This window comes from Curtobacterium sp. SP.BCp, assembly GCF_051903255.1.
Taxonomy (GTDB): domain Bacteria; phylum Actinomycetota; class Actinomycetes; order Actinomycetales; family Microbacteriaceae; genus Curtobacterium.
Genome location: NZ_CP194338.1, coordinates 851,643 through 878,095 on the forward strand (window position 1 = coordinate 851,643; position 26,453 = coordinate 878,095).

Annotated in this window: 23 protein-coding genes and 1 tRNA gene; 17 read left to right on the forward strand and 7 right to left on the reverse strand. The window is 72.3% G+C overall.

What is annotated here, in order from left to right:
• Nucleotides 1-249: 249 nt before the first annotated feature.
• Nucleotides 250-1,428 carry a Na+/H+ antiporter NhaA gene (gene nhaA / locus ACRQ4C_RS04320; protein WP_290132604.1) on the reverse strand — a complete coding sequence of 393 codons (1,179 nt, stop codon included), beginning with the start codon at nt 1,426-1,428 and terminating at the stop codon, nt 250-252.
• Between the two features lie 124 nt (nt 1,429-1,552).
• Here nhaA and ACRQ4C_RS04325 point away from each other — a divergent pair, with 124 nt between their 5' ends.
• The 8 genes from ACRQ4C_RS04325 to ACRQ4C_RS04360 all read left to right on the forward strand — a co-directional run bounded on the left by ACRQ4C_RS04325 (nt 1,553) and on the right by ACRQ4C_RS04360 (nt 10,071).
• Nucleotides 1,553-2,266, forward strand: coding sequence for a MazG family protein (locus ACRQ4C_RS04325; RefSeq protein WP_439690259.1), 714 nt, complete (start codon nt 1,553-1,555; stop codon nt 2,264-2,266).
• A gap of 538 nt (nt 2,267-2,804) precedes the next feature.
• Entirely contained in the window at nt 2,805-4,049 is a 1,245-nt protein-coding gene (hisS, locus tag ACRQ4C_RS04330) for a histidine--tRNA ligase (protein WP_439690260.1), read from the forward strand.
• 137 nt (nt 4,050-4,186) lie between these two features.
• Nucleotides 4,187-5,470: a phosphopyruvate hydratase gene (gene eno / locus ACRQ4C_RS04335; RefSeq protein WP_290132601.1), complete on the forward strand. Its 1,284-nt coding sequence runs from the start codon at nt 4,187-4,189 to the stop codon at nt 5,468-5,470.
• A gap of 340 nt (nt 5,471-5,810) precedes the next feature.
• Nucleotides 5,811-6,347, forward strand: coding sequence for an FtsB family cell division protein (locus tag ACRQ4C_RS04340; RefSeq protein WP_290132600.1), 537 nt, complete (start codon nt 5,811-5,813; stop codon nt 6,345-6,347).
• Between the two features lie 35 nt (nt 6,348-6,382).
• The gene (locus tag ACRQ4C_RS04345) at nt 6,383-6,931 is read left to right on the forward strand and encodes a DUF501 domain-containing protein (protein WP_439690261.1); all 549 of its coding nucleotides are present in this window, start codon (nt 6,383-6,385) and stop codon (nt 6,929-6,931) included.
• 44 nt (nt 6,932-6,975) lie between these two features.
• Nucleotides 6,976-8,472, forward strand: a complete 1,497-nt coding sequence (locus ACRQ4C_RS04350) for an NAD(P)/FAD-dependent oxidoreductase (protein ID WP_439690262.1) — start codon at nt 6,976-6,978, stop codon at nt 8,470-8,472.
• Between the two features lie 74 nt (nt 8,473-8,546).
• A tRNA-Leu gene (locus tag ACRQ4C_RS04355) sits at nt 8,547-8,620 on the forward strand.
• Between the two features lie 119 nt (nt 8,621-8,739).
• The gene (locus ACRQ4C_RS04360; RefSeq protein WP_290132597.1) at nt 8,740-10,071 is read left to right on the forward strand and encodes a threonine/serine exporter family protein; all 1,332 of its coding nucleotides are present in this window, start codon (nt 8,740-8,742) and stop codon (nt 10,069-10,071) included.
• Nucleotides 10,072-10,152: 81 nt separating this feature from the next.
• Here the strand turns inward: ACRQ4C_RS04360 and ACRQ4C_RS04365 are convergent, their stop codons facing one another.
• Together ACRQ4C_RS04365 and ACRQ4C_RS04370 are read right to left on the reverse strand one after the other, a co-directional pair.
• Nucleotides 10,153-11,814 carry a class I adenylate-forming enzyme family protein gene (locus ACRQ4C_RS04365; RefSeq protein ID WP_439690263.1) on the reverse strand — a complete coding sequence of 554 codons (1,662 nt, stop codon included), beginning with the start codon at nt 11,812-11,814 and terminating at the stop codon, nt 10,153-10,155.
• 121 nt (nt 11,815-11,935) lie between these two features.
• Nucleotides 11,936-14,461, reverse strand: coding sequence for an Ig-like domain-containing protein (locus ACRQ4C_RS04370; RefSeq protein WP_439690264.1), 2,526 nt, complete (start codon nt 14,459-14,461; stop codon nt 11,936-11,938).
• Between the two features lie 264 nt (nt 14,462-14,725).
• On the opposite strand from ACRQ4C_RS04370, the gene ACRQ4C_RS04375 reads away from it, so the two are divergent.
• Together ACRQ4C_RS04375 and ACRQ4C_RS04380 are read left to right on the forward strand one after the other, a co-directional pair.
• Complete coding sequence (locus ACRQ4C_RS04375; RefSeq protein ID WP_290132594.1) at nt 14,726-15,307, forward strand: LemA family protein; 582 nt, start codon at nt 14,726-14,728, stop codon at nt 15,305-15,307.
• 28 nt (nt 15,308-15,335) lie between these two features.
• Nucleotides 15,336-16,232 carry a M48 family metalloprotease gene (locus ACRQ4C_RS04380; protein WP_439690265.1) on the forward strand — a complete coding sequence of 299 codons (897 nt, stop codon included), beginning with the start codon at nt 15,336-15,338 and terminating at the stop codon, nt 16,230-16,232.
• A gap of 160 nt (nt 16,233-16,392) precedes the next feature.
• On the opposite strand, the gene ACRQ4C_RS04385 is transcribed toward ACRQ4C_RS04380, so the two are convergent.
• On the reverse strand, nt 16,393-17,661 hold the full coding sequence (locus ACRQ4C_RS04385) for a winged helix-turn-helix domain-containing protein (protein WP_439690266.1): 1,269 nt from the start codon (nt 17,659-17,661) through the stop codon (nt 16,393-16,395).
• Nucleotides 17,662-17,756: 95 nt separating this feature from the next.
• Here ACRQ4C_RS04385 and ACRQ4C_RS04390 point away from each other — a divergent pair, with 95 nt between their 5' ends.
• The 3 genes from ACRQ4C_RS04390 to ACRQ4C_RS04400 all read left to right on the forward strand — a co-directional run bounded on the left by ACRQ4C_RS04390 (nt 17,757) and on the right by ACRQ4C_RS04400 (nt 20,921).
• Nucleotides 17,757-18,995 (forward strand): AI-2E family transporter, encoded by a 1,239-nt coding sequence (locus tag ACRQ4C_RS04390; RefSeq protein WP_439690267.1) that lies wholly within the window; start codon nt 17,757-17,759, stop codon nt 18,993-18,995.
• A 65-nt stretch (nt 18,996-19,060) separates the two neighbouring features.
• On the forward strand, nt 19,061-20,320 hold the full coding sequence (gene ilvA, locus ACRQ4C_RS04395) for a threonine ammonia-lyase (protein ID WP_439690268.1): 1,260 nt from the start codon (nt 19,061-19,063) through the stop codon (nt 20,318-20,320).
• 109 nt (nt 20,321-20,429) lie between these two features.
• Nucleotides 20,430-20,921 carry a hypothetical protein gene (locus ACRQ4C_RS04400; protein ID WP_439690269.1) on the forward strand — a complete coding sequence of 164 codons (492 nt, stop codon included), beginning with the start codon at nt 20,430-20,432 and terminating at the stop codon, nt 20,919-20,921.
• A 92-nt stretch (nt 20,922-21,013) separates the two neighbouring features.
• Here ACRQ4C_RS04400 and greA read toward each other — a convergent pair whose 3' ends face one another.
• Nucleotides 21,014-21,502: a transcription elongation factor GreA gene (greA, locus tag ACRQ4C_RS04405; RefSeq protein WP_058726479.1), complete on the reverse strand. Its 489-nt coding sequence runs from the start codon at nt 21,500-21,502 to the stop codon at nt 21,014-21,016.
• 67 nt (nt 21,503-21,569) lie between these two features.
• Complete coding sequence (locus ACRQ4C_RS04410) at nt 21,570-22,058, reverse strand: DUF4307 domain-containing protein (RefSeq protein ID WP_290132588.1); 489 nt, start codon at nt 22,056-22,058, stop codon at nt 21,570-21,572.
• Between the two features lie 54 nt (nt 22,059-22,112).
• Here ACRQ4C_RS04410 and mca point away from each other — a divergent pair, with 54 nt between their 5' ends.
• Together mca and ACRQ4C_RS04420 are read left to right on the forward strand one after the other, a co-directional pair.
• Nucleotides 22,113-22,997: a mycothiol conjugate amidase Mca gene (gene mca / locus ACRQ4C_RS04415; RefSeq protein ID WP_290132587.1), complete on the forward strand. Its 885-nt coding sequence runs from the start codon at nt 22,113-22,115 to the stop codon at nt 22,995-22,997.
• Nucleotides 22,994-23,296, forward strand: a complete 303-nt coding sequence (locus ACRQ4C_RS04420) for a hypothetical protein (protein ID WP_439690270.1) — start codon at nt 22,994-22,996, stop codon at nt 23,294-23,296. Before mca ends, ACRQ4C_RS04420 begins: the two co-directional genes overlap by 4 nt.
• Before the next feature lie 102 nt (nt 23,297-23,398).
• On the opposite strand, the gene trhA is transcribed toward ACRQ4C_RS04420, so the two are convergent.
• Nucleotides 23,399-24,106, reverse strand: coding sequence for a PAQR family membrane homeostasis protein TrhA (gene trhA / locus ACRQ4C_RS04425; RefSeq protein WP_439690271.1), 708 nt, complete (start codon nt 24,104-24,106; stop codon nt 23,399-23,401).
• A gap of 87 nt (nt 24,107-24,193) precedes the next feature.
• Here trhA and ACRQ4C_RS04430 point away from each other — a divergent pair, with 87 nt between their 5' ends.
• A complete protein-coding gene (locus ACRQ4C_RS04430; protein WP_439690272.1) occupies nt 24,194-24,979 on the forward strand; it encodes an isoprenyl transferase in 786 nt (261 codons plus the stop codon).
• Nucleotides 24,980-25,159: 180 nt separating this feature from the next.
• Nucleotides 25,160-26,269 (forward strand): aminotransferase class V-fold PLP-dependent enzyme, encoded by a 1,110-nt coding sequence (locus ACRQ4C_RS04435; protein WP_439690273.1) that lies wholly within the window; start codon nt 25,160-25,162, stop codon nt 26,267-26,269.
• Nucleotides 26,270-26,453 lie beyond the last annotated feature (184 nt).

The following is a 26,453-nucleotide window of genomic DNA, read 5'->3' on the forward strand; positions in this document are numbered from 1 at the left end:
GGCCGGGAGGCGCGTGGCGGGCTGGCGCCGTGCCTCCCGTCGGTCGCGCTGTCGGCCGGGAGGCACGTGGCGGGCTGGCGCCGTGCCTCCCGTCCGGCCCGTGGTCGCGGAACGACGTGACCGCGGTCGTACGACGACGGTCACGTCGTCGGTTGCCCCGTCTGGTAGCCGGCGTGCGCAACGACCGACCGGCTCGCTGTCGGACGACAGCGGTCGCGTCGTCCAGCAGCGGCACCCGGCCGCCGAGACCTACTCCGTCGACTCGGCCTCGGAGAGCTCGCGGCGTGCCCGGTACCGGCGCGCACGCAACGACACCACGACGGCGGAGGCGACCATCGCGATCCCCGAACCGACGAGCACCGCGAGGACGCCCTCGTCGAGGATCTCCTCGTTGCGGGCGAACGCCAGCTCGTTCATGAGGAGCGACACCGTGAACCCGATGCCACCGAGCACGCTCACGGTCATGATCGAGCCGAACGACAGTGTCGAACGGCCGGGCGCCCGGAATATCCGCGTCGCGATCGACCCGAAGACCGTGATGCCGACCACCTTTCCCACCGGCAGCGCGAGCACCACCGCCCAGAACGTCGGGGAGAGCTCCCCGAGGCCGACGTCGGGGACGACCACGGCGGCGGACGCGAACGCGAAGACGGGCAGCACCAGTCCGTTCGACCACGGCTCGACCCGCTCGTACACGGTGTGCCCGGAGGGTCGGGGGAGCAGGAGCCCGAGCGCGACCCCGGCGATGGTCGCGTGGACGCCCGAGTGGTACACGAGCCACCACGCGAGGAGGCCGAGCACGACCATCGCGACGATCAACAGCCCTCGGCGTCCGTCCGCCCGGCCCAGTCGTCGACCGAGCAGCCAGAAGAGCGCGAGCACGACCACCGCGCCGGCGAGCGAGAGGAAATCGGTGTCATGCGCGAACACGACCGCGATGATCACGATGGCGATGAGGTCATCGAGCACGGCGAGGGCGAGCAGGAAGACGCGGATCGTCGAGGGCAGGCCACGGCCGAACACCGCGAGGAGCCCGAGGGCGAACGCGATGTCCGTCGCGGTCGGGATCGGCCATCCGTGCTGGTACTGCGTCCCCGCCGTGACCGCGAGGTAGATCCCCGCCGGGACGACCACCCCGCCGACCGCCGCGATCGCCGGGATCACCGCCGTCTTCGGGTTCGAGAGCTCCCCGGCGACGAGCTCCTGCTTCAGCTCGATCGCGACCAGCAGGAAGAACACCGCGAGGAGGCCGTCGCTGATCCAGTGCGCGACCGAGAGGTCGAGACCGACCGCACCCCACGGGGAGTGCGCGTCGAGTGCACGCTCGAGTCCAGGCCCGAGGGGCGAGTTGGCGACGAGGAGGCCGAGGACGGCAGCGGTGAGCAGCGCGATGGCGCTGAACCGCGGGGAACGGAGGAGTGCAGGCATGGAGCTCCGGTTCGAGGGGTCGGTGAACGGTCCGTCGACCAGACTTCCCGACACGCCTCGTCCAGGCTACCGGAGGGGTCTGACACGCCGGACCCGACGGCCCGGCTCGTGCGAGCATGACGCCATGAGTGCCCTCACCGACCTCGAGGCCGTCGTCGACCGCTTGCTCGCCCCCGAGGGCGGCTGCGTGTGGAACCGGGAGCAGACGCACGCCTCCCTCGCGCGCTACGCCGTCGAGGAGGTCTACGAACTGGTCGACGCGATCGACGACGGCGACGAGGACGATCTGCGCGAGGAACTCGGCGACGTGCTCTACCAGGTGGTGTTGCACGCCGGGCTCGCAGCGACGTTCGACCTTGAGGACGTCGCCGCCGGGGTGCGGGACAAGATGGTCCGACGGCACCCGCACGTCTTCGGGGACGAGCGAGCGGACACGGTGGCCGACGTCGAACGGGTGTGGCGTGCGGCGAAGGCGGTCGAGAAGGCCTCCCGGCGGAGCGCGCTCGACGGGGTCCCGCGGGCGATGCCGCCGCTCGAGCGCGCGGTGAAGCTGCTGGAACGCCTGGAGGCGCGGGTCGACACCGGCGCGCTCGTCGCGTCCCTGGGCGCGAGGGTGGGCGCCGGGGGCGAAGGCGCCGCCGGGACGTCCGGTGCGACGGGTGGGGCCCCGTCGACGACGTCCGGATCGGTCGCGGGGGCTGGGCGGGCCGATCTCGCATGGGGAGCCGATGCGCTGCGCGCGGTGGCGGCGGCTCGGGCGGACGGGATCGACCCGGTGGCCAGCCTCCGCGCTGCCGTCGCTGCGCTCGAGGCCGAGGGGCGGGCCGCGGGGGCGTGAGGTGTGGCGCGGGGCCGTGAGGCGTACCGCGGGGCTTGGGGCGTGGGGCGTGGGGCGCGGGCGTGCGGCGTGCCGCGGGGCGCGAGGAGTGCCGTTGGGCGCGAGGCGTACCGCGGGGTGGTGGGGCGTGCGGCGGCGTGTTAGGCGTGCCGCGGGGTGGTGAGGCGTGCGGCGGCGTGTTGCGTGCCGCGGGGTGGTGAGGCGTGCGGCGGGGTGTGAGGCGTGCCGCGAGGCGTGAGACGACTCGGCGTCGCGTGATCGGTCGCGAGACCGGTCACGCCGATGTGCGGCGGAACCGAGAAGAGCGGGCGTCCTCCCAACCCGAAAAAAGGAGGACGCCCGCGAGCGGGCCGTCCGCACCGACAGGGATACCGGTGTGGACGGGGGGCCCCGCTCACCGCGGGGCACACTGCAGCACGTTGCCCTCGCGATCGGTCCGCGGGTGGATCAGGCACCTGCGAACCGAAGTTGTGTGTTCACAATATCAGCGGACACCGAGCCGCGCAAACCGCCGTGGTCGTTCTGGCAGGATTGCCGCATGGCGACGACCGTGACGGCACCCCGTGGCATGCGCGACTTCCTCCCGGCGGACAAGGCTCGTCGGGAGCACGTGCTGGGGGTCGTCCGCGGCGTGTACGCGCGGCACGGGTTCGACGAGATCGAGACGCCCGTGGTCGAGGACGCGGCGCGGCTCCACTCCGGACTCGGCGGCGACAACGAGAAGCTCGCGTTCGCGGTGATGAAGCGTGGACTGACCGTCGAGGACCTCCGTGCGGCCGACGCGCCGCTCGACCTCGCCGACCTGGGCCTCCGCTTCGACCTGACGGTGCCGCTCGCCCGCTTCTACGCCTCGCACCGCGCCGAGCTGCCGACGGTCTTCCGCTCCGTGCAGATCGCGCCCGTCTGGCGAGCCGAGCGTCCGCAGAAGGGGCGCTACCGGCAGTTCGTGCAGTGCGACATCGACATCCTCGGTGAACCCGGGCAGCTCGCCGAGGTCGAGCTCATCCGTGCGACGACGGACGCCCTCGACGCGCTCGGCGTCTCCGGGACGTCGATCCGCATCAACGACCGGCGCATCCTGCTCGGGCTCCTCGCGTCGTGGGGGATCACCGACGCCGCCGAGGCCGACCGTGCGCTGATCACGATCGACAAGCTCGACAAGATCGGGCCGGACGGGGTCGCAGCGGAGCTCCGTGAGACCACCGGATCGGACCTGCCCGGGCTCGAGGACACCATCCGTGCGCTCGAGTCCGCCGACTGGGACTCGGTCGGGGGAGCAGCGTGGCTCGACGAGGGTGCGTTCGGTGAGCTGCTCGGCCTCCGTGGAGCGCTCGACGGCGTGGACCTCCGGTTCGACCCGACGCTCGTGCGCGGCATGGGCTACTACACCGGCACGATCTTCGAGGTCGCGCACCCCGACTTCGGGTACAGCCTCGGCGGTGGTGGTCGCTACGACGGGATGATCGGGCGCTTCCTCGGCCAGGACGTCCCGGCGGTGGGGTTCTCGCTCGGGTTCGAGCGGCTCGTCGACCTCGTCACGCTGCCGGACGCCGAGTCCGCGGACGCCGTCGTGCTGCTCTACGACAAGGACGTCGAACCGGGCCGACTCGCCGCGCTCAAGACCGAGGCGCTCGCGACGCACCAGCGCGTCCGGCTGGAGAAGCGCACGAAGAACACGAAGAACCAGCTCGCCGCGCTCGAGGCGCAGGGCTTCGGCGCGTTCGCGTCGGTCCGCGCCGACACGACCTCGCTCGACGGGGTCGAGTTCCGTCCGCTCGGCTGACCGGTCGGACCGACCGGTCGGGGCCTGTGCGTCACGGGCCGCTCTCCACAGTGAGCGTCACGCGGAGTGTCCTGTCCACCGGGCCTCGGTAGGATCGGACCCGCAATCACCACAACCGAACTCGTAGGGAGTACCCCGTGGCCCAGATCGATGCCGTAGGCGCACGCGAAGTCCTCGATTCCCGAGGCAACCCGACGGTCGAGGTCGAGGTCCTCCTCGACGACGGCGTCGTCTCGCGCGCGCTCGTCCCGTCCGGTGCCTCCACCGGCGCGTTCGAGGCGTACGAGCTCCGTGACGGAGACAAGTCGCGGTACGGCGGCAAGGGTGTCCTCAAGGCCGTCGACGCCGTCCTCGACGAGATCGGCCCGGCGCTCGAGGGCTTCGACGCCACCGACCAGCGCCTCGTCGACGCCGCGCTCATCGAGCTCGACGGGACCGAGAACAAGTCCCGCCTCGGCGCGAACGCGATCCTCGGCGCCTCGCTCGCCGTCGCCCGCGCCGCCGCCGACTCGGCGGACCTGCCGCTGTTCCGCTACCTCGGTGGCCCGAACGCGCACACGCTGCCCGTCCCGCTGATGAACGTCGTCAACGGTGGCGCGCACGCCGACACCAACGTCGACATCCAGGAGTTCTTCCTCGTGCCCTACGGCGCCGAGTCGTTCTCCGAGGCGCTCCGCTGGGGTGTCGAGACCTACCACGCCCTCAAGGGCGAGCTGAAGAAGCAGGGCCTCGCGACCGGCCTCGGCGACGAGGGCGGCTTCGCGCCCGAGCTCGCGTCGAACCGCGCGGCGCTCGACTTCCTGCTCGCCGCGATCGAGAAGGCCGGCTTCACCCCGGGCAAGGACATCGCGCTCGGCCTCGACGTCGCCGCGACCGAGTTCTTCCAGGACGGCAAGTACGCGTTCGAGGGCAAGCAGCTCTCGAGCGAGGAGTTCACGGGCTACTTCGCCGACCTCGTCGCGAACTACCCCCTCGTCACCATCGAGGACGCCCTGGCCGAGGACGACTGGGAGGGCTGGAAGCACCTCACCGCGGAGCTCGGCTCGAAGCTCCAGCTCGTGGGCGACGACCTGTACGTCACGAACCCGAAGCGTCTGCAGCGGGGCATCGACGAGCAGGCCGGCAACTCGATCCTGGTGAAGGTGAACCAGATCGGCACGCTCACCGAGACGCTCGACGCCGTGTCGCTCGCGCACCGTCACGGCATGACCGCGATCCTGTCGCACCGCTCGGGCGAGACCGAGGACACCACCATCGCCGACATCGCGGTGGCGGTCGACGGTGGCCAGATCAAGACCGGTGCGCCGGCTCGTTCCGACCGCGTCGCGAAGTACAACCAGCTGCTCCGCATCGAGGAGGAGCTCGGCGACGCCGCGGTGTACGCCGGTCGCTCGGCCTTCCCGCGCGCGGCGGCCCTGTAACACTCCAGCGCCACCACGAGACGCCGTCCTCCGCACGGAGGGCGGCGTCTCGTCGTTCCCCGACGTCGATCAGCCGTCCGCGACGTCGCACCGGCGTCGCTGCCGGCGCCGGTGCGGCGTGGCGCCGCACAACCGAAGCCCGTCGGAACCACGCGGAACCGCGGTTCAGCGTGACTTTGGTTGTGCGGTGGCGAGCGGCGGCCAGCGAGCCGTGGTGCGGCGTGGCGGGGGTGCGGGGCGCGACGGGGCCGAGCCGTGCCTCCATGCCGACGCTGGGAGGCTGCCCGACACCCGCGTGCCGGGGCCGACCCCCTGCCCACCGCGGGTTATCGTCAGCGTCGTGCCCAGCCAGAAGCCCCGCGTCCGCCGCGTCCCCGTGGCGATGCCGCACGCCGGTGCGGCCGCACACCAGCCCTGGTACCGCTCGATCCGGTTCTCCGGGTTCAGCCTGCTCATGCTCGCGATCATCGTGCTGTTCGTGGTCGTGCTCGCGCCGTCGCTCCGCACGCTCATCCAGCAGCAGGAGCAGATCGCGCAGCAGCAGCAGCAGGTCGCCGCGCAGAAGGACGACGTGTCGCAGAAGAAGCAGGACGTCGCGCGGTGGGACGACCCGGCCTACATCGAGGCACAGGCCCGTGACCGGCTGCTCTACGTGTACCCGGGCGAGGAGAGCTACCTCGTGATGGGGAGCGAGGACGCGAAGAGCTCCGGGCGTCCGGAGACCGACTCGGGCACGCCGGTGAGCTCGACCGTGCAGACGCCGAAGGTCGACTGGGTGCAGGCGATGCTCTCGTCGGTGTTGAAGTCCGGGCTCAGCGACGAGAGCACCGAGAAGCTCGTGGCACCCGACGTCTCGGGTACCGGCGACACGAAGTAGGACGACGCTCCGGACTCGGGTAGGCTCACGTACCCGTGACGACCCCTCCCTTCGACCCGCCCACCGAGCACGACGTCCGCGTCGTGTCGGCGCAGCTCGGGCGACCGGCTCGCGACGTCATCGGGATCGCGGCACGCTGCGTCTGTGGCAACCCCACGGTCGTGTCCACGAAGCCCCGGCTGTCGAACGGCACCCCGTTCCCGACGCTGTACTACCTGTGCCAGCCCGCGGCCACCGCCGCGATCAGCACCCTCGAGGCCAACCAGGTCATGCCGGAGCTGGCCGCCCTGCTCGAGGACCCGGATGTCGCACAGCAGTACCGCGCCGCCCACGAGTCCTACCTGGCCGATCGTGAGTCGATCGAGCACGTCGACGAGATCCACGGCATCAGCGCCGGTGGCATGCCCACCCGCGTGAAGTGCCTGCACGCCCTCGTCGGCCACGCCCTCGCCGCCGGACCCGGCGTCAACCCCATCGGTGATCTCGCGCTCGAGCGCGTCGACTGGTCGCCCTCCCGGTGTGAGTGCCGGGCGTATGATGAGGCTGCAGACGCCGGAGTCGGGGCGGGTGGCGGCGAGTTCTGACCAGCCTCCCGGCAAACCACCCCACTCCAAGGAGATCATCCCCCGTGCCCAAGATCCTCGTCGTCGGCGGCGGTTACGCCGGTTTCTACACCGCCTGGAAGCTCGAGAAGCACCTGCGTCAGGGCGAAGCCGAGGTCGTCATGGTCGACCCGCTGCCGTACATGACCTACCAGCCGTTCCTGCCCGAGGTCGCCGCCGGGTCGATCGAGCCGCGTCACGCGGTCGTCTCCCACCGCCGTCACCTCAAGAAGACCCGGGTCGTCACGGCCAAGGTCACGAAGGTCGACCACGCCGCGAAGACCGCGACGATCACGCCGACCGAGGGTGAGTCGTGGGAAGAGACCTACGACCAGATCGTCATGACCGCCGGTGCCGTCTCGCGCACGTTCCCGATCCCGGGTGTCGCGGACGAGGCGATCGGTCTCAAGACGATCGAGGAAGCCGCGGCCATCCGCGACAAGATCCTCGTCAACTTCCACAAGGCGGCGAACCTGCCGGCCGGTCCCGAGCGCGACCGCCTGCTGACCGTCGTCGTGGTCGGCGGTGGCTTCGCCGGCATCGAGGTGTTCGCGGAGCTCCGCTCGTTCGTCTCCGACCTGCTCAAGAGCTACCCGCAGCTGTCGTTCGACGACACCCACTTCCACCTCGTCGAGGCGATGGGGCGCATCATGCCCGAGGTGTCGCTCGAGACCTCGCACTGGGTGCTCGAGAACCTCGCCCAGCGCGGCGCGACCGTCCACCTCGAGACGCAGCTCGCGTCGGCTGAGGGCGGCGTCTGCCAGCTCAAGGCGAAGGACGAGTCGATCCAGACGATCCCGTCCGACCTCATCATCTGGACCGCCGGAGTCATGGCGAACCCGATGGTCAAGGGCACCGACTTCCCGCTCGAGCAGCGCGGCCGCATCCGCGTGCAGCCCGACCTCCGCGTGGTCGACGACAACGGCGTGATCGCCGATGCGTGGGCTTGCGGTGACGTCGCGGCCGTGCCGGACCTCACGGGCGGCGGCGTCGGCGGGTTCTGCGTGCCGAACGCCCAGCACGCGGTCCGTCAGGCGAAGCAGCTCGCGAAGAACCTCGTCGCGGTCATCCGGGGCGAGGCCACGACCGACTACAAGCACGAGAACCTCGGCGCCGTCGCGGGCCTCGGTCTCGGCATCGGCGTGTTCCAGTCCGGCAAGTTCGCGATGAAGGGCTTCCTCGCCTGGGGCGCGCACCGTGGCTACCACGGTCTCGCGATGCCGTCGTGGGAGCGCAAGTGGCGCGTCATCGGCGACTGGGTGGGTGGCTTCTTCCTCGGCCGCGACATCGCGTCGCTCGACGACCGCGAGACACCGCGCGCTGCGTTCGAGGCGTTCGCGTCGCGTCCGAAGCCGGCCGTCGAGGCGTCCGCCCCGGCTGCTGCAGCCCCGGCCGCTGCCGCTCAGGCCCCGGAAGAGGGCAAGCCCGCCGACGCTGCGGGCCCCGCGTACGCGACGCCCGCCGAGGACGTCTCCAAGGAGGCCGAGCCGGTGAAGGCCGAGGCGTCGGCCGACGCCAAGTAGGCACCCGTCCGACGCGAGAGGCGGTCACCCCCGGTGGGCGGCCGCCTCTCGGCGTCGGTAGGCTGTTGCGGCCCGCCCCCGTGGCCCAACCGGTAGAGGCATGCGACTTAAAATCGCCGAGTTGTGGGTTCGAGTCCCACCGGGGGTACGTGGTGCCGCCGCGAGTCTCGGGGTGAGCGACACTTCTCGCGGCCCGACCCGCGAGAACTGTCGCTGAGCACGAGACTCGGTACGCCCGCGCCGCCGCGCCAGCTACGATCGACACTCGTGGTCGGACTCGGAAGCGCCATCGCCCAACTGCGCAACACCCTCCGCCGCCCCGAACCGCACGTCGAGGTGATCGACGGCGAAGCGGTCCCGGTCGGTATGCTCCTCGGCACCCTCGGAGCGCTCCTCCTCGACGCCGGCAGCTCGGTCACCGACGTCCGATCGGCACTGGAGAAGGCCCGCGACGCCGCCGGCATCGGCCCCGAGCTCGCGGTGGGCGTCCTCCCCGCACTGGTCATCGTCAGCGAGACCGCCACCGGTGCCGCGACCATCGTCAACGCCGAGGGCGTCGAGCTCTCCGCACGCCAGTCGGCCCGTGCGAACCGGATCGTCCTCGGCCTCGAGAGCGGTTCGATCGGCCTCGCCGAGATCCCCGCCCGCGTCCGTGCCATCCGGGCGAGCACCCGGCTGCCGGCCCCGCTGCCGTGGATCCTCGGCAACGCCTTGACCTCGGCGGGCCTCGCGGTCGTGTTCCGCTGCCCGTGGTGGGCGATCCTGCTGGCGCTCGGCGTCGGCGCGCTCGTCGGCGTGATCGGCATCGTGCTGCGGCGCTTCCGCGAGGCCCTCGCGATCGTCCCGTTCCTCGCTGCCTTCGTGTCGACGTCGATCGTCGGGCTCGTCGCCGCGGGGACGGGGTTCGGCCACGTGCCGCTCTTCGCGGTGTGCGCCCCGGTCGCGGTGTTCGTCCCGGGCGCGCTGATCACGAACGCCCTGCTCGAACTCACGGCCGCCGACATCGTCACGGGGTCGTCGCGGCTCATGCAGGGCATCATCATGCTCGGCTTCATGGCCGCGGGCATCGCCGCCGGGAGCGCCCTCACCGGCCTGCACGTCGACCCGTCGTCGGCAGCGCTCGTCGGCGAGGTCGCCGGGGTCGGCACCGACCGCGGCGGGTGGGAGGCCGTACCGCCCTACTGGGTCTCGTGGGTCGCGGTGGTGTTCCTCGCGGTCGGCCTCGGGCTCGTGTTCCAGTCCGGCTGGCGGCTCACCCTCGTGTCCGTGGTCGTGATGACGTCGGCCTACGGCCTCCTCACCGGCATCACCCCGCTCGGTGGCAGCGTGGTCGCGACGGGCGCGACCGCCGCGCTCCTGTTCGTCGCCACCCGCATCCTCGAACGCATCGTCCCGGTGATCCCCGCGAACGTGTCGTTCTTCCCCGCGTTCCTCCTGCTCGTCCCGGGCACGGTCGGTCTGGTCGCGGTCGCGACGCTGTCCCCGGTGGCGCTCGCCACCCCGCTCGCGACCTTCGTCAGCCTCTGCGTCGGCACGAAGATCGGCGGACTGCTGCCCGGTCTGTTCCGGCGCAACGCACCGCACCGCGGCCAGGTCTGAACCCGTCTGCCGGGAGGCCCGGTGCGGGCCCGCACCGCGCCTCCCGGCCGCCATGCGGCGCGTCTGCGCCGGGGGCGACCCTCAGGGCGCGATGAGGCGGCCGGCCGCCTGGTCCTCCGCCGCCGTCGCCTTCGCGAGGTAGTGCACCTTCTTGCCGGTGGCGTTGTAGGGGAGCTCGCTGACGAAGCGGTAGCGGCGCGGTCGCTTGTACCGGGCGAGACCCGGGTGACCGGCGGTCCACTCCTCGAGGACGGCCGCGGCCTCGGTGTCGTCCTCCGGCAGCCGTCCGGGAGCACGGACCACGAACGCGGTGACGACCTCGCCCCACTGCTCGTCCGGGACGCCGACCACGATCGAGTCCGCGACGCCGGGGTGTTCCTGCAGCGCCGCCTCGACCTGCACCGGGTGGACGTTCTCGCCGCCGGAGATGATCATGTCGTCCTTGCGCCCGACGATCGTCACGCGCTCGTGCTCGTCCCACGTCGCGAGGTCACCCGGGTAGAACCAGCCGTTCGCGAACTTCTCCGCCTCGAGCCCCGGGTTCCGGTACGAGTAGCCGGACTTCACGGTGCGGACCGCGAACTCGCCGATCTCGGTACCGTCCTTCGCGACCGTGTCGGACGGGTCGGCGAGCCGGTCCTCGTGGACGCGCACGACCGCGACGTCGTCGTCGGTGCTCGCGCGGCCGGTGGAGCCCGCGCCGTCGGGGAAGTCCTCGGGGCGGAGGAAGGTGTTCCAGAACGTCTCGGTCGTGCCGTAGCCGTTGAAGATCCGCGGGGACAGCAGCTCCTGGTAGCGCAGTGCGGCGGCGCGGTCGAGCGGAGCGCCCATCGTCACGATGCCGTGCAGGCTCGACAGGTCGCGGGGCCGGGCCTCTTGGGCGTTCGCGAGACCGACGAGGTTCGGCGGAGCGCCGATGAGGAACGTCAGCCGCTCGGACTCCACGAGGTCGAGGACGCGGTCGGGGTCGAAGTGCCGGAGCGTGGTGAGCTCGGCGCCGACGTAGAACACCGGGTTCGGGCCACCCGAGTACAGGCCGCCCCGGTGGAACAGCGGCGACATGTTGAGCGTCTTGTCGAACGGGCTCAGCGGGAAGTGCATGACGACGTCGTGCGCGCTGAGCACCTCGACGAGGCTCGGCAGCGGGACCGGCTTCGGGCGACCGGTCGTGCCGCTCGTGTAGAGCCGTGTCGTCTCCGCGTACGTGTTCCGCGGCTCGGTGGCGGCGAGCTCCTCGGCCGTGACGGGATCCGCGGCCAGGAGTTCCGCGAACCGGTCGTCCTCGCCACCGACGGTCACGACGTGGGCCGGTCGGTGGTCGGATGTCTCGAGCGCCTGGGCGATCTCGGCGGTGCGTGCGGCGTCGTGGAGGAGGACGACGGGAGCGGAGTCCTCGACGATGAAGGCCACCTCGTCGGGTGCGAGCCGGAAGTTCGTCGGCGAGAACACCGCACCGATCCGGTGGCACGCGAGGTAGGCGATGGCGAACTCCGGGCCGTTGAAGAGCTCCACCATCACGACAGACCCCGGGCCGGCACCGTGCCGGACGAGCCATCCGCCGACCCGGTCGACCGCGTCGCCGAGCTCGGCGTACGTCCACGAGCGGCCGGTGTCCGGGTCGCGGAGTGCCGGGCGGCCGGCGAAGCGGTGAGCGTTCCGGGCGAAGCCGTTCGCGTACGTGTAGCTGCCCTCGAACACCTCGCGGAAGCGTGTGGCGTCGTAGTCGGATCGGGTGTCGGTCATCGTCGCTCCATCGTGGCGTCCACCCACGGGGCGCTCACCGATCGTCAGCGTAGCGACGGCCCCGGCACCGCGCTCGCTGCAGTGGTGGCTGGTGCGAGGACCACGGCTGCGGCGGTGGGTCTCACCCGTCAGCTGCGGCCGCGGACCGTGCCCACAGACGAGCGACCAGGCCGGCGGCGACGCACAGCATGACGGCGACCGCCCACGTGATCGGGGCGACGTGCGTGCCCGCGGCGCCGGAGTACACGGCGGCGGTGAGCGCAGCGGCGACGGACGCGATGACGGCGTACCGTGCTCGGGCCTCGGCGAGGAGGACGGCCCCGACCGAACCGGTGAAGGGCAGCAGCGAGGCGACCGCCGCCCCGAGGCCGCCGACGCACAGCGTGATCGCGACGTCCGACACGAACGACGTCCAGACCCCGCCACGCGTCGCGACGCTGTGCACACCCCACCCGGCGACCGCGAGGACGAGGAACGCCGCCGACCGCCACGTGGCACCGCGGACACGACCGACGACCTCCGACCCGAGCCGCATCGGACCCGTGCCGAGGTCCGCGCGTCCGGTCGGGACGAGGACGACCCCGACGACGAGCGCGGGGGACAGGTCGCCCGCGCGGGTCAGTGCACACGCGACCAGCGCGGCCAGGACGAGCACGGGGGAGACACGGTGGCCGACGAGGTGCCGGTCGCTGCCGGCCGCCCACCGGGTGGCGAGCACCGTCGCCGCCGTCAGGAGCGAGGAGCCGAGCGCGATCGCGAGCGCGAGTCGGACGTACCGGGCCTCCAGCGAGACCCCGGTGCCGAGCAGGGTGCAGAGCGTCGCGATCGTCACCGACGACACGATCGACACCCACGTCGGCAGGGCATCGTCCGCGCGCGACCGGGCCCGCGGCAGGTTGCGGCCGAGCAGCGCGGAGAAGGGCGACCGGATCCGCCCGCGGACCACACCGGCGACCATCGCGAGCGGCACGAGGACGAGGACCAGGAACCCGGCGGCGACGGCGGTCGCGACGAGCACGGTCCGCCACGAGAACACGGACTGGATCGTCGGGACGGCCTGGTCGTACGCGGTCCGGGCACTCCAGTCGCCGGCCGGACCGGACCAGTCGAGTCCGCCGGGACCCGCGCCGGGACCGCCAGCGTGCGTCCCGCTGTCCGTCGTGCCCGGGGCTCCGCCGGGGCCGGAGCCGTCCGCCGACGACCCGGTACCGGACCCGCCCCCGGTCGGGGTGCCCGCTGCGGAGGAACCGGTGTCGCCCGGACCGGTCCCCGCTGAGCCGGACGCACCCGAGGTGCCCGTCGCGCTGCCCGTGCTGCTCGGGTCGGACGAGCCGGAGCCCGACGGCGTCGCCGACGACGCGGTGACGAGGACCCGGACCCCGGACGAGGACCGCGAGGTGTTGCCCGCCGCGTCGCGCTGCACGGCCGAGAGGATCCGTGATCCGGGGGCGATCGTCGTGCCGGACGTCGAGCACGCCCAGCCCCCGTCGGTGTCCACCGTGGCGATGCAGACCGGGGAACGGCCGACCGAGACGGTGACGACCGCCCGTGGTTCGCCCGTGCCGGTGACCCGGAGCGGCTGCGCCCGGACGCTGTCGGCGGCGCGGGGGTCGAGGATGCGGGGCGCAGCGGGGGCGCTCCGGTCGAGGGTGATCGTCCGTGGGGACGACGCGGCGCTCCGGAGGTCCGACCGGTAGCCGGTCGCCGTGCTGCCGGTCTGGGTCGCCACCAGTGTGAGCGTGCCGTCCCGGACGTCCCGGGGCAGCGACACGACCCAGCGGCCGTCCGGTCCGACCGTCGCGTCCCACTCGGCAGCGGACCCCGAGGCGCTGAGGTTCACGGTCGCGCCGGGGTGCCCGTCCCCGGCGACGGTGCCGGTCGAGGTGCTCCGGGTCGCGAGCGTCGGCGGCGTCACGACGTCAGACGAGGGCGTGGCTGCGGACCCGAGCGACGGTGCCGTGCGGTCGGTCACCGTGAAGACCTGCGCCGGGCCGGACACGACGCTCCCCAGGCACGACCAGGACCCGTCCCGCTGCACCGTGGTCGAGCAGGTCGCAGCCGAGCCCGAGGCCACCCGGAGCGCGTGGCCGGGAGTGCCCCGCCCGTGGAAGCGTGCGGTGCCGGTGGTGATGTCGCCCGGGTCGGCGATGGTCGGGGCGACCGGCGGCGTCGTTGTCGGCGGGGTCGTCGGGGTGGGGTGGCCGAACACCGGGCCGGTCGGGCTGTCGGACGGGTCCGGGGTCGCGCCGGGCAGGAACCCGCCGGACGAGCCGCCGTCGCCGTCGTCGTTCGGCGCTGCAGCACGCAGCACCTCGCCGGCGCTCGTGTCGGAAGCGGCTGGGCTGTCGGACGCGGTCGGGGCGTCGGAGGCGGCCGGGCTGTCGGGCACGGTCGGGCTGTCGGACGCGGTCGGGGCGTCGGCGGCGGTCGGTGCTCCAGCGGCGGTGGTGACCGCGCTCGCCGCCGGGACCGGTCCGAGGCCGACCGCGCCGAACCCGACCACTGCCCCGGCGAGGACGACGGCCGCGAGCACCGTCGCGCCCGCGAGTCGGAGCGGTGCCGGACGGAGCGGCTGCGTGCGGGGTCGACGGACCGGACCGTCGCCCCCGACGGCCCACTCGTCCACGTGCTCCCCGGGCGTGTTCACCGTGTCCATCCCACGCGATCTCGGCGCTCGCGTCAATCCGCCGCGCGGACGATCCGCCCCGCGCGGCTGCACCCCGAGCGTCCGGTGTGTACGACTCGGGAATCGCCCGTGAACCAGCAAGCGGGACGAGGACGCGTCCTGTGCGTCGGTAGACTCTGCGATGGCCCGCGCGGCCGCTGCACGACCGTCCCCGGCCGTCCCCGCCGCCGGTCCAGCCGACCGCGGTCACCGCGCGGTTCCCGACGCGCAAAGGAGTACGCCCGCATGGACACCGGACTCGTCACGACGTTGATCGTCGTCGGAGTGGTCGTCGTCGTCCTCGTGGTCGTCGGGATCTACCTCTGGGTGACGTACAACTCGCTCGTGACGCTGAAGGTCCGCGTCGACGAGGCGTGGAGCGACATCTCGGTGCAGCTCAAGCGCCGGGCAGACCTCATCCCGACGATCGTCGACACCGTGAAAGGCTACGCCGCGCACGAGAAGGCGGTGTTCACCGACGTGACCCAGGCCCGGGCGGAGACGCTCAGCGCGGGCGACGCCAGCGCGGCCTCGGCAGCCGAGGGACACATGCAGAAGGCCCTCAAGAGCGTGTTCGCCGTCGCGGAGGGCTACCCGCAGCTCCAGTCGAGCCAGAACTTCCTGCAGCTGCAGACCGAGCTGGTCGACACCGAGGACAAGATCCAGTCTGCCCGACGCTTCTACAACGGTGGCGTCCGCGAGCTGAACACGAAGATCCGCGTCTTCCCGAACTCGGCGTTCGCGAAGAACCGCGGCTTCACCGAGGCGTCGTTCTTCGAGACCGCGGAGCCGGCGGCCATCGCCGAGCCGCCGCGCGTCCAGTTCTGACGCGCCCGCTCGACCGCAGCGTCCGGCCGTGTACCGCGCGATCGCGCAGAACAAGCGCAACACCGTCCTGATCGTCCTCGCGTTCCTGCTGCTCGTGGGTGCGCTCGGCTTCCTCGGCGGGTACCTCGCGGGCAACGTCTCGATCGGCGTCATCGTCCTCGTGGTCGCGATCGGGTACGTCGTGCTGCAGTACTTCACGGCGGCCCGGCAGGCCACCGCGATCGCCGGGGCCGTCGAGATCGACCGCACCACGGAGCCACGGCTGTGGCGGACGGTCGAGAACCTCGCCATCTCCAACGGGATGCCCATGCCCCGCGTCTACGTCATCGACGACCCGTCGCCGAACGCGTTCGCGACCGGACGGGACCCCGAGCACGCGATCGTCGCGGCGACCACCGGCCTGCTCGCGATCATGGACGACCAGGAGCTCCAGGGCGTCATGGCCCACGAACTCGGGCACGTCCGGAACTACGACATCCGGGTGTCCACGATGGTGTTCGGCCTGGTCGTCGCCGTCGGGCTCATCGCGGACGTGCTGCTCCGGATCTCGATCTTCAGCGGCCTCAGCGGGCGGAACCGCAACGACAACAACGGCGGCAACAACCCGATCCTGCTCATCGCGGGGCTCGTGGCGGTCATCGTCGCGCCCATCGCGGCCGTGGCCGTGCAGGCGGCGGTGTCCCGGCAGCGCGAGTACCTCGCGGACGCCACCGGTGCGATGACGACCCGGCACCCCGAGGGCCTCGCCCGAGCGCTCGAGAAGCTCGGCGCGTACGGGCGGCCGATGCGCACGCAGAACTCGTCGATGGCGCACCTGTGGATCGCGGACCCGATGCGTCCGGGTGTGATGGACCGGCTGTTCTCGACGCACCCGCCGCTGCCCGACCGCATCGCTCGCCTGCGCGGCAGCCTCGACCGGTTCTGACAGCGGCGGCGCGGCGAGCGCGGCGCGGCGCGAACCGGGTGCGGCGAGTGCACCGAGCGCGCCCCGCGCCCGACGGCGTGCCCACCCGCGCGCCCGCGCCCGACGGCGTGCCCACCGGCCGGGAGGCCCGTGGCGGCGTCCGCACGGGCCTCCCGGCCGGTCAGGCGGTCGCGTCCACGGCAGGGGCCGGCTCCGCCGCGTCCGCGTCGTCCGCCGCCTCGTGCGGGACCAGACCCACGCCGAGCGCACCGGCCAGTGCGGCCGCGGCCGTCCCGCGATCCGTGACCTCGATGCCGTCGAGGCCCTGCCACGCCGCCGTCCGCCGGAGCACGTCGGCCAGCCGCTCGGCGTCGAGCTGCTCGCCCGGCTCCTGCCACGCCGTCCGGACGCGGAGCACCCCCCGCTGCCGGTCGCTCTTCAGGTCGATGCGCCCGGTGAGCCGGTCGTCCTGCAGCACGGGCAGCACGTAGTACCCGAACACCCGCTTCGGCGCCGGCGTGTAGATCTCGATCCGGTAGTGGAAGCCGTACATCCGCTCGGCCCGGCGTCGGAACCACACGACCGGGTCGAAGGGGCTGAGGACCGAGTCGGCCGTCAGCGCCCGGGGCACCCGTGCGTCGGGGTGCAGCCACGCCCGGTCCGCCCAGCCCTCGACGCGCACGGGCACGAGCTCGCCCGCGTCGGTGAGCTCGGTGAGGGCACGGCCGGTGTCGTCCGACCGCAACCGGTAGTAGTCCGCGATGTCGGCCCGGGTCCCGACCCCGAGCGCCCGCGACGCCCGGCGCACGAGTTCCCGCACGGCGTCGGCGCGGTCCGGTGCGTCGTCGAGGAAGCGCTCGGGCAGGACCTGCTCGGGCAGGGCGTAGACCCGCTCGAAGCCGGACCGACCGGCGCTGACGACCTCGCCCCAGCGGAACATCTGCTCGAGACCGATCTTGACGTCGCTCCATCCCCACCACGGACCGCGGCGCACGTTCGACTCGTGCTCGACGTCGCTCGCCCGCATCGGGCCTTCGGCACGGAGGAGGGCCCGGAGCTCCCGCCGGACGCCCTCGGTCCGGACGACGGACTCGATGCGGTTCGGGCGTGCGTCGCGCTCCCGGAAGGCGTCCATGCGCCACCGGAAGAGGGGGAGGTCGTCACGCGGGACGAACGCGGCCTCGTGCGCCCAGTACTCGAGGTACGGACCGCGCCGCGTGGTGGTGAGCCGGTCGAGCGTCGCCCGGTCGTAGGCGCCGAGGCGGGCGAACAGCGGCAGGTAGTGGCTCCGTTCGAAGACGTTCACCGAGTCGATCTGCAGCAGTCCGAGCCGGGCGAACCCGGCGTTCAGCGCGCGGGTCGAGACCGCCGGGGAGGGGGCGGCGCCGAACCCCTGCGCCGCGAGGGCGACCCGGCGTGCCTCGGCGGCGGAGAGCGTCGTCCTGACCATGCCCCGACGCTACCGATCCGGACCGACATGCCCGGCCACCGACCCGTATGCCTGATCCGGAACCTGTCAGGTTGCACATCGGTACACTCGCGGGCATGGCCTGGGGCAAGAAGACTCATCCGGATCCCGTCGTGGAGGACTCGGTGCCCACGGGCATGCGGATCGCGGGGGCGTGGTCGTGGCGCGTGCTCGTGGTGCTCGGCGTGGTGGCGGTGTTCATCTACCTCGTCACGCTCTTCAGCGAGGTGCTCATCCCGTTCCTCATCGGCATCGTGGTGGCGTCGCTGCTCGTGCCGCTCTCGAACTGGATGCAGCGGCACCACGTCCCGAAGTGGGTCGCCGTCGTCGTGAGCCTGGTCGGCGGTCTCGCGGCCGTCGGTGGGCTGATCTGGCTCGTCATCGACCAGATCGCCGCCGCGTGGCCGTCGCTCCGCGATCGTGCACTGCAGCAGTACGACTCGGTGCAGCAGCTCCTGCAGAACTCCGGACTCGACATCAGCGAGAAGGACTTCAACAACTACCTGAACCAGGCGACGAACTGGCTGCAGGACAACTCCGGGTCGATCCTGTCCGGGGCCGCGAGCGTCGGCTCGTCCCTCACCCACGTGCTGACCGGCCTGTTCGTCGTCATCTTCACGGTGATCTTCCTGCTCATCGACGGCAAGAACGTCTGGCGTTGGGTCGTACGGATCTTCCCGAAGAAGGCCCGCTCGGCGATCGACGGCGCGGGGGTCGCCGGCTGGACGACCCTCACGAGCTTCGTGAAGGTGCAGATCTTCGTGGCGTTCGTCGACGCGGTCGGCATCGGTATCGGTGCCGCCGTCCTGCAGCTGCCGCTCGTCGTCCCGATCGCGGTGTTCGTCTTCCTCGGCGCGTTCATCCCCGTCGTCGGTGCGATCGTGACCGGCATCCTCGCCGTCATCGTCGCGCTGCTCTTCAACGGGTGGGTCGCGGCCCTGATCATGCTGGGCGTCGTCCTCGCGGTGCAGCAGATCGAGGGACACATCCTCCAGCCGCTCGTCATGGGCAACGCCGTGAAGGTGCACCCGCTGGCCGTCGTCCTCGGCGTCACCGCGGCGTCGGGTCTCGCGGGCATCGCAGGTGCGTTCTTCGCCGTCCCGCTCATCGCGACCGTGAACTCGATGGTGACGACGATCGCCAGTGGCAAGTGGCGGGGCATGGACTCCGACCACGTGCTCGAGGCGCAACGGCGGAACCACGACGCGAACGCGAAGGAGAAGCGCGAGCGGAAGTGGCGCAAGCGGCACCGGAACGACGTCCCGGAGCCGGGCAGTGACGAGCAGCCGACGGCCGCGAAGGGCACGGCCGGCTGACCCCGATCGACCCGAGCAGACGTCACGAGTTCGCGGCGACGACCGCGAGCGACGATGATGAGCGGGTGACCGACACCACCGCGCCCCAGATCCCGACCGCAGCGACCCCCACGCTCGCGGACATCGAGGCCGCTCGCACCACCATCGCCGGGGTCGCCCGTGTCACGCCGATGGAGTCGTCGCAGTACCTCGCGGAACTGCTCGGCTCGCCGGTGCACCTGAAGTGCGAGAACCTCCAGCGCACCGGCGCGTACAAGGTCCGCGGAGCCTACAACCGGCTCTCCGCCCTCACACCGGAGCAGCGCGCGAAGGGCGTCGTCGCCGCGAGCGCCGGCAACCACGCCCAGGGCGTCGCCTTCGCCGCACGCGCGCTCGGCATCCCCGCGACGATCTTCACCCCCGTGGGCGTGGCCCTGCCGAAGCTCCAGGCCACCCGCCACTACGGCGCCGAGGTCGTCCTCCGCGGTCACTCCGTGGAAGAGGCCCTCAGCGCCGCGAAGGACTTCGCCCACCGCACCGGTGCCGTCTTCATCCCCCCGTTCGACCACCCCGCGGTGATCGCCGGCCAGGGCACCCTCGGCCTCGAGATCCTCGACCAGGTCCCCGACGCCGACACGGTCGTCGTGCCGATCGGCGGCGGCGGGGTCATCGCCGGCATCGCCCTCGCGGTGAAGGGCATCGCCGAGCAGCAGGGCCGCACCATCCGCGTCATCGGCGTGCAGGCCGCGAACGCCGCCGCCTACCCGAGCTCGCTCCGGGCGGGCGAGCCGGTGACCGTGCAGACCACCCCGACGATCGCGGACGGCATCGCGGTGGCCCGACCCGGCGACATGAACTTCCCGATCATCCGCGACCTCGTCGACGAGATCGTCACCGTGACCGAGGACGACGTCGCCCGAGCGCTCCTCGTGCTGCTCGAGCGCGCGAAGCTCGTGGTCGAGGCCGCCGGTGCGGTCGGGGTCGCGGCGATCATGGCCGGGTCGGTCCGCGACACCGGCAAGACCGTGGTCCTGCTCAGCGGCGGCAACATCGACCCGCTCATGATGGAGCGGATCATCACCCGCGGTCTCGTCGCCGCGTCGCGCTACATCGGTATCCGCATCATGCTGCCGGACCGTCCGGGGCAGCTCGCGCGGGTCGCGCAGGTCATCTCCGACGCCGGCGCCAACGTCGTCGAGGTGCTCCACACGCGGCACGGCCAGGGGCTCGTCATCAACGAGGTCGCGCTCGACCTGTCGGTCGAGGCGCGCGGTCCCGAGCACGCCCAGGAGGTCCTCGGACGCCTGCAGGAGGCCGGCTTCCGCCCGGAGATGATCGAGCGCTGACGCCGCGCTCCCCGCGGGCCCGTCAGGGGACCGCACGGGAGCGGCCGCGGACCGTCAGGGTTCCGTTCGCGACAACGTCACCGGCCTGGAGGCGCGTGAGGCTGCCGTCATGACCCTCACGTCGATCCTCCCCACCCTCCGCGCCTCGCTGCCCGATCCGCTCGACCCGACGCTGTGGCCCGCCGTCACCGTGGCGACCGTCGACGACGTCACGGTCCGCGCGGTCTCGATGCAGCGGCTCGCCGACGTGGTGGGGACGCCGTGCGTGCACACCGCCGAGGAGGCCCCGCCCCGGTACCGTCCCCGCGACTGGCGGCCCCGCGAGGTCTGCGTCACCGTCGCCGCCGTCACCCGCGTCCGTCGGCCGTGGGGCGTGCTCCTCGTCGAGCTCGACGCCGTGCTGCCGGACTGCGCCGTGCTGACCGAGGCGCGGGTCATCGGCCGTTCCTCGGTCGCCCCCGCCGCCGTCGTGACGCTCACGACGAACCCGGCCGGTACCGCGGGCGTCGACGCGGTGCTGCCCGCGGACGTGGCGGTCGGCGACCTCGTGTGCTTCCCGTGCCGTCGGGCGGTCACCCACCGCGACCTCGCCGTGCACTGAGCAGCGGCGCCGCGCTGCACCACACCGCAGAACGGCCACAGCACCGCGGAGTCCCGCGGTGCTGTGTCCGTTGCGTGGTACTGCGCGAGGCCCTACGGCTCGTAGCGCTCGACCTTCGTGACCTCGACGGCGATCTCCTTGCCGTTCGGCGCCGTGTACGTGGTCTTCTCGCCGGCACGGAGGCCGAGGATGGCGGCGCCGACCGGGCTGACCGGGCTGTAGACGGTGAGGTCCGAGCCCTCGCCGACGATCTCGCGGTTGCCGACGAGGAACGTCGACTCGTCGCCCGCGATCACGGCCGTGACGACCGTGCCGGGCTCGGCGGTGCCGTCGAAGTCGGCCTCGCCCACCGTGGCGTGCTTGAGCAGCTCGGTGAGCTGGCGGATGCGGGCCTCGATCTTGCCCTGCTCGTCCTTGGCAGCGTGGTAGCCGCCGTTCTCCTTGAGGTCGCCCTCTTCACGCGCCGCCTCGATGCGGTCCGCGATCTCCTTGCGCGCCGGGCCGGAGAGCTGCTCGAGCTCCGCCTGGAGGCGGTCGTGTGCCTCCTGGGTCAACCAGGTGCCCTGGGTGTCGTTGCTCATCGTGATCCCTTCGACAAAGAGCGAGACCGGCCGGTGTGGCCGGTCTCGCTCTGCGGATCACAGTAGTCTAGGGAACCCAGCAGTCGTGGATCAAGCCGGTCACGCCGCGCGTCGTCGTGCGGACCTCGGTCGAGATGGTCCGCGATCGCTGCTCGCTCGCCGGGATCGTCACGACCTTCCAGCCGACGATCGTGAACGACTTGTCGAGCACCTGCACGGCGCACTCGGCCTCGGTGCCGGGGTCCAGCGACACCTGTGAGTGGACCACCGTCGCGTGGTCGGAGAGGACCTCGTACCCGACGTCGTCCGTGTCGAGTCCGTGGCTCGTCTGCCCCGGACCGGCCCAGATCGCCCACACCGCGAACACGACCACGACCGCGATGGCCGCGGCGATCGCCAGTGCACGTGCACGGCGGTTCCGCGACGGCGTGCGGCCGTAGCGGTCGTCGAGCGCGGCGGCGGTGGTGGCCGCGGCGGGCGCCGGTGCGGCGGGGTGCTGCTGATCGGACAGTTCGGGGCTCCCGGGGTGATTATCCTGATGACCAGGGTAGTTCACGCCTGGCTGTGCGCCGCCCGCGTCCGCGACCGTCCCCGACCGCGAGGAACCCCCGTGCCGTACCGTCTGCTCGCCGTCCACGCCCACCCCGACGACGAGTCGAGCAAGGGAGCGGCGACGGCGGCGAAGTACGTGTCCGAGGGCAACCAGGTCCTCGTCGTGTCCTGCACGGGCGGCGAGGCCGGCGACATCCTCAACGACCAGCTCGGCGAGCCCGCGACCACGCGCGCGCACCGTGACATGGCCGGGTACCGCCGCACCGAGATGGCCGCCGCGCAGCAGGCCCTCGGCATCGACCACGTCTGGCTCGGCTACCACGACTCCGGGCTCCCGGAAGAGGGCGAGTCGGTCCGCCCCGGCACGTTCGCGACCGTGCCGCTCGAGTACTCGACCGAGGCCCTCGTCCGCGTCGTGCGTCGCTTCCGTCCGCACGTGCTCGTCACGTACGACGAGAACGGTGGCTACCCGCACCCCGACCACATCCGCACGCACGAGGTCTCCGTGGCCGCCTGGCGCGACGCCGCCGACCCCGCGAAGTACCCGGAGGCGGGCGAGCCGTGGGCGGTCGCGAAGCTCTACTACGAGCGGACGATGAACCCCCGGCGCTTCACCGCCATCTACGACGCGATGCGCGAGCGGGAGCCGGACAGCGCCGCCGTCGAGCAGCTCCGCGAGTGGGTCGAGCGGTTCGCCGACCGGCCGGACCTCGCGACGACGCACGTCGACGTCCGCGACTGGTTCGACGCGCGCGACGCCGCCCTCCACGCGCACGCGAGCCAGGTGCCGCCGGACAGCTTCTTCTTCTCCTGGCCGAACGACCTCCTCGCGACGGTGTGGCCGACCGAGGACTACCAGCTCGTCGAGGCCCGTGTGCCCACGTCGACGCCGGAGTCCGACCTCTTCGCGGGGATCCCGGCAGACGAGGACACCACTGCGTGAGCACCACCTGGGCGGCACTCGCCGCCGCCACCCCCAGCCCGAGCCCGACCTCGGTCGTCCCGGACGTCGACGTCACCCCGGGAGTCGCCGGGTTCATCGCGATCGCGGTCGTCGCGGTCGTGACGATCCTGCTGGTCATCGACATGACGCGGCGCATCCGTCGGACCCGCTACCGCGCCGAGATCCGGGAGCGGCTCGAGGCCGAGGCCGGCGCCGAGGGCGCCGCGACGGACGAGCCGGAGCGGCGTGCCGCCGAGGACGGCCGGGCCGACGTCGGCGACGACACCGAACGCGGGTAGACGCGACCAACGACGGCCTGGAGGTTCGTGGCGGGCCCGCACCGCGCCTCCAGGCCGTCAGGTGCGCACGTCAGTGCGTGACGCGCACCTGCGGGCGCAGGCTCAGCGCACCGGGTCGAGCGCCACGATGAGCACGCCGACCCACTGCGCGGCGAAGGCGACCACCGTGAAGGCGTGGAAGATCTCGTGGAAGCCGAAGACCGTCGGCGACGGGTCGGGACGTTTGAAGCCGTAGACGAGCGCGCCGAGGATGTACGCCAGGCCGCCGGACAGCACGAGCACGGTCATCGGCACGCTCGCGGCGAAGAACTGCGGCAGCAGACCGAGCGCGGCGCACCCGAGGACCAGGTAGATCGGCACGTAGAGCCAGCGCGGTGCGCCGATCCACAGCACGCGGAACGCGATGCCGAGTGCGGCACCCGACCACATCACCCACAGCACCACGACCATGAGGGTGTGCGGCAGCGCGCAGATCGCGATCGGCGTGTAGGTACCAGCGATGAGCAGCAGGATGTTCGTGTGGTCGATCCGCTTGAGGACCTTCTTCACCGTCGGACCCCACGGGAACCGGTGGTACGTCGCCGAGACGCCGAACATCAGGAGCGAGCTCGCCATGAACACGGCGCTGCCCGCCTTCGCCGCCGGTGAGGCCGCGAGGCAGACGAGCACGACGCCCATCGCGATCGCGAACGGGAACGTGCCGAGGTGGATCCAGCCGCGCCAGGCGGGGCGGGGCGGTTCGGTCGCGGTCGACGCCTCCTCGGTGAAGGGGACGTGCGGGAGGGTCCCGGTGTCGTTCGTGGCCTGCATGGGGCGACAGTAGGGCCCCAGTCCGAACGTCCGCCGAACACGCTCCCGTCCTGCGGGTTCGCGGGTGCGGTGCACTACAGTCGTCCCGTGGCGAGCAGGGTGGGACCGACGGGGCGGGGACTCCTCTACCGCGCCTACCAGCGCCGCATCCGGAAGCAGATCGACGGCGCCCCGATGCCGAAGCACGTCGCCATGATCGTCGACGGCAACCGTCGCTGGGCGAAGCAGCTCGGGCTCGAGACCGCGGCGCACGGACACCGTGCCGGCGCCGCGAAGATCCCCGAGTTCCTCGACTGGTGCGACGACCTCGGCATCGAGGTCGTGACGCTCTACCTGTTGTCTGCGGACAACCTCTCCGGCCGCGGCGGCGAGGAGCTCGAGGACCTCGTCGGCATCATCGGCGAGCTCGCCGGGGTGCTCGCGGACCACCGGGACTGGCGGGTGCAGCACGTCGGCGCCGACGAGGGGCTGCCGGCCTCCCTCGTCGAGGCGCTCTCGGCCGCCGAGCACCGCACGGCCGACCACACGGGTCTGCACGTGAACCTCGCCGTCGGGTACGGCGGACGGCGGGAGATCGCCGACGCCATGCGCAGCATCGTGCGGGCACACGGCGAGGGTGGCGGGACGCTCGACACCCTGGCCGAGGTCCTCACGCCCGAACTCATCGGCGACCACCTCTACACGCAGGGGCAGCCCGACCCGGACCTCGTGATCCGGACCTCGGGGGAGCAGCGGCTGTCGGACTTCATGCTGTGGCAGAGCGCGCACAGCGAGTTCTACTTCGTCGAGGCGTTCTACCCGGACCTCCGCGAGGTCGACTTCCTCCGCGCGGTCCGTGACTTCGGGCTGCGGTCCCGGCGGTTCGGCGGCTGATCGCGCGGTGCCGCTCGTGCGGCCGCGTTCGTGCGGCCGCGTTCGTGCGCCCAGTCGTGCGGCCGCTCGTGCGGTGCCGCTCGTGCGGTGCCGCTCGTGCGCACAGTGGACCGGGTTCGGCCACCTGACTGCCGTCCCAGTAGACTCACAGGGTTTTTCGTCCCACGGAAGGTTGCACCTGTGAACACCGACGAGTACGCCGCCGGCTTCGCCGAGGAGCCCGGCTACCTCGACCACGCCGCGTTCGGCCCGGTCCAGACGGCGGTGCTCGAGGAGCAGCGGGTGCTCGGCACCATCCAGGAGCACATGCGCTTCGGAGCGATGGAGACCCTGGACGAACAGGACGCGCGCGTCCGCACCGTGGCCGCGCGGCTCGTCGGACGCCGCGAGGACCAGGTCGTGTCGCAGACCGCCACGACCCCCGGCCTCGTGCACACCGCGTTCGGGCTGACCGGCGGCGTGCTCGTCTCGGCCGACGACTACCCGTCGATGCCGCTCGCCCTCGCGTCGGCCGCGTCGTCCACCGGTGGCCGCGTGCAGCCCGTGGTGATCGAGTCCGGCGCCGGGTGGACCACGCCGTCGCTCATCGCGGAACGGCTCACCGAGGACGTCACCGCCGTCGCGGTCTCGCTCGTCGACTGGCGCACCGGCTACCTGGTCGACCTCGCCGCCGTCCGCGAGGTCATCGGCGACCGCCTGCTCATCGTCGACGCGATCCAGGGCTTCGGCGTCGTGGACGTCCCCTACGAGGTCGCCGACGTCGTCGCCACGGGAGGCCAGAAGTGGCTGCACGCCGGCTGGGGGACCGGCTTCGTGGCCTTCAGCGACCGCGCGTTGAACCGGCTGCGTCCGGCGCTGTCCGGCCCCGCGGGCACCACCGGGTGGCCGGACGAGGTGCCCTCGGTCCGCCCCGGCGCCGCAGGCTTCCGCTCGACGCGGATCGACCCAGTCGCCCAGGCACGGCTCGCGGTGTCGCTCGAGCGGCTCGCCGCCGTCGGGGTGTCCGCCGTGCAGGAGCGGGTGTCGGACCGGGTCGAGCGGCTGTTCGACATCGCCGACGAGTTCGGCCTCGTCGTGGAGTCCAGCCGCGACCCGCGCGAGCGCGCCGGCATCGTCGTGCTGCGCCCGCCGCAGGGGCGGTTGACGGCGCTCTCCGCAGCGATGCACAACCACGGGGTGACGGTGACGACGCGCTCCGGGACCGCCCGGGTGTCGCCGTTCGCCTCCACGACGGACGAGACGCTCGACATGTTCCGCGACGCCTGCCTGTCGTACGCCACGATGCCGTAGGGCGCGGCGCGTCGGCTGCCCGAAACTCGCGTCGGCGGACACTTTCGCGGGCCGTCGAGCGTGAAAGTGTCCGCGGGGACGAGACTCGGCTGCGCGAGGACGAGACTCGGCTGCGCCCCGCCGGACGGGAGGCCCGTGGCGGGCCCGCACCGCGCCTCCAGGCCGGTGGGTCGGCACGTCGGGC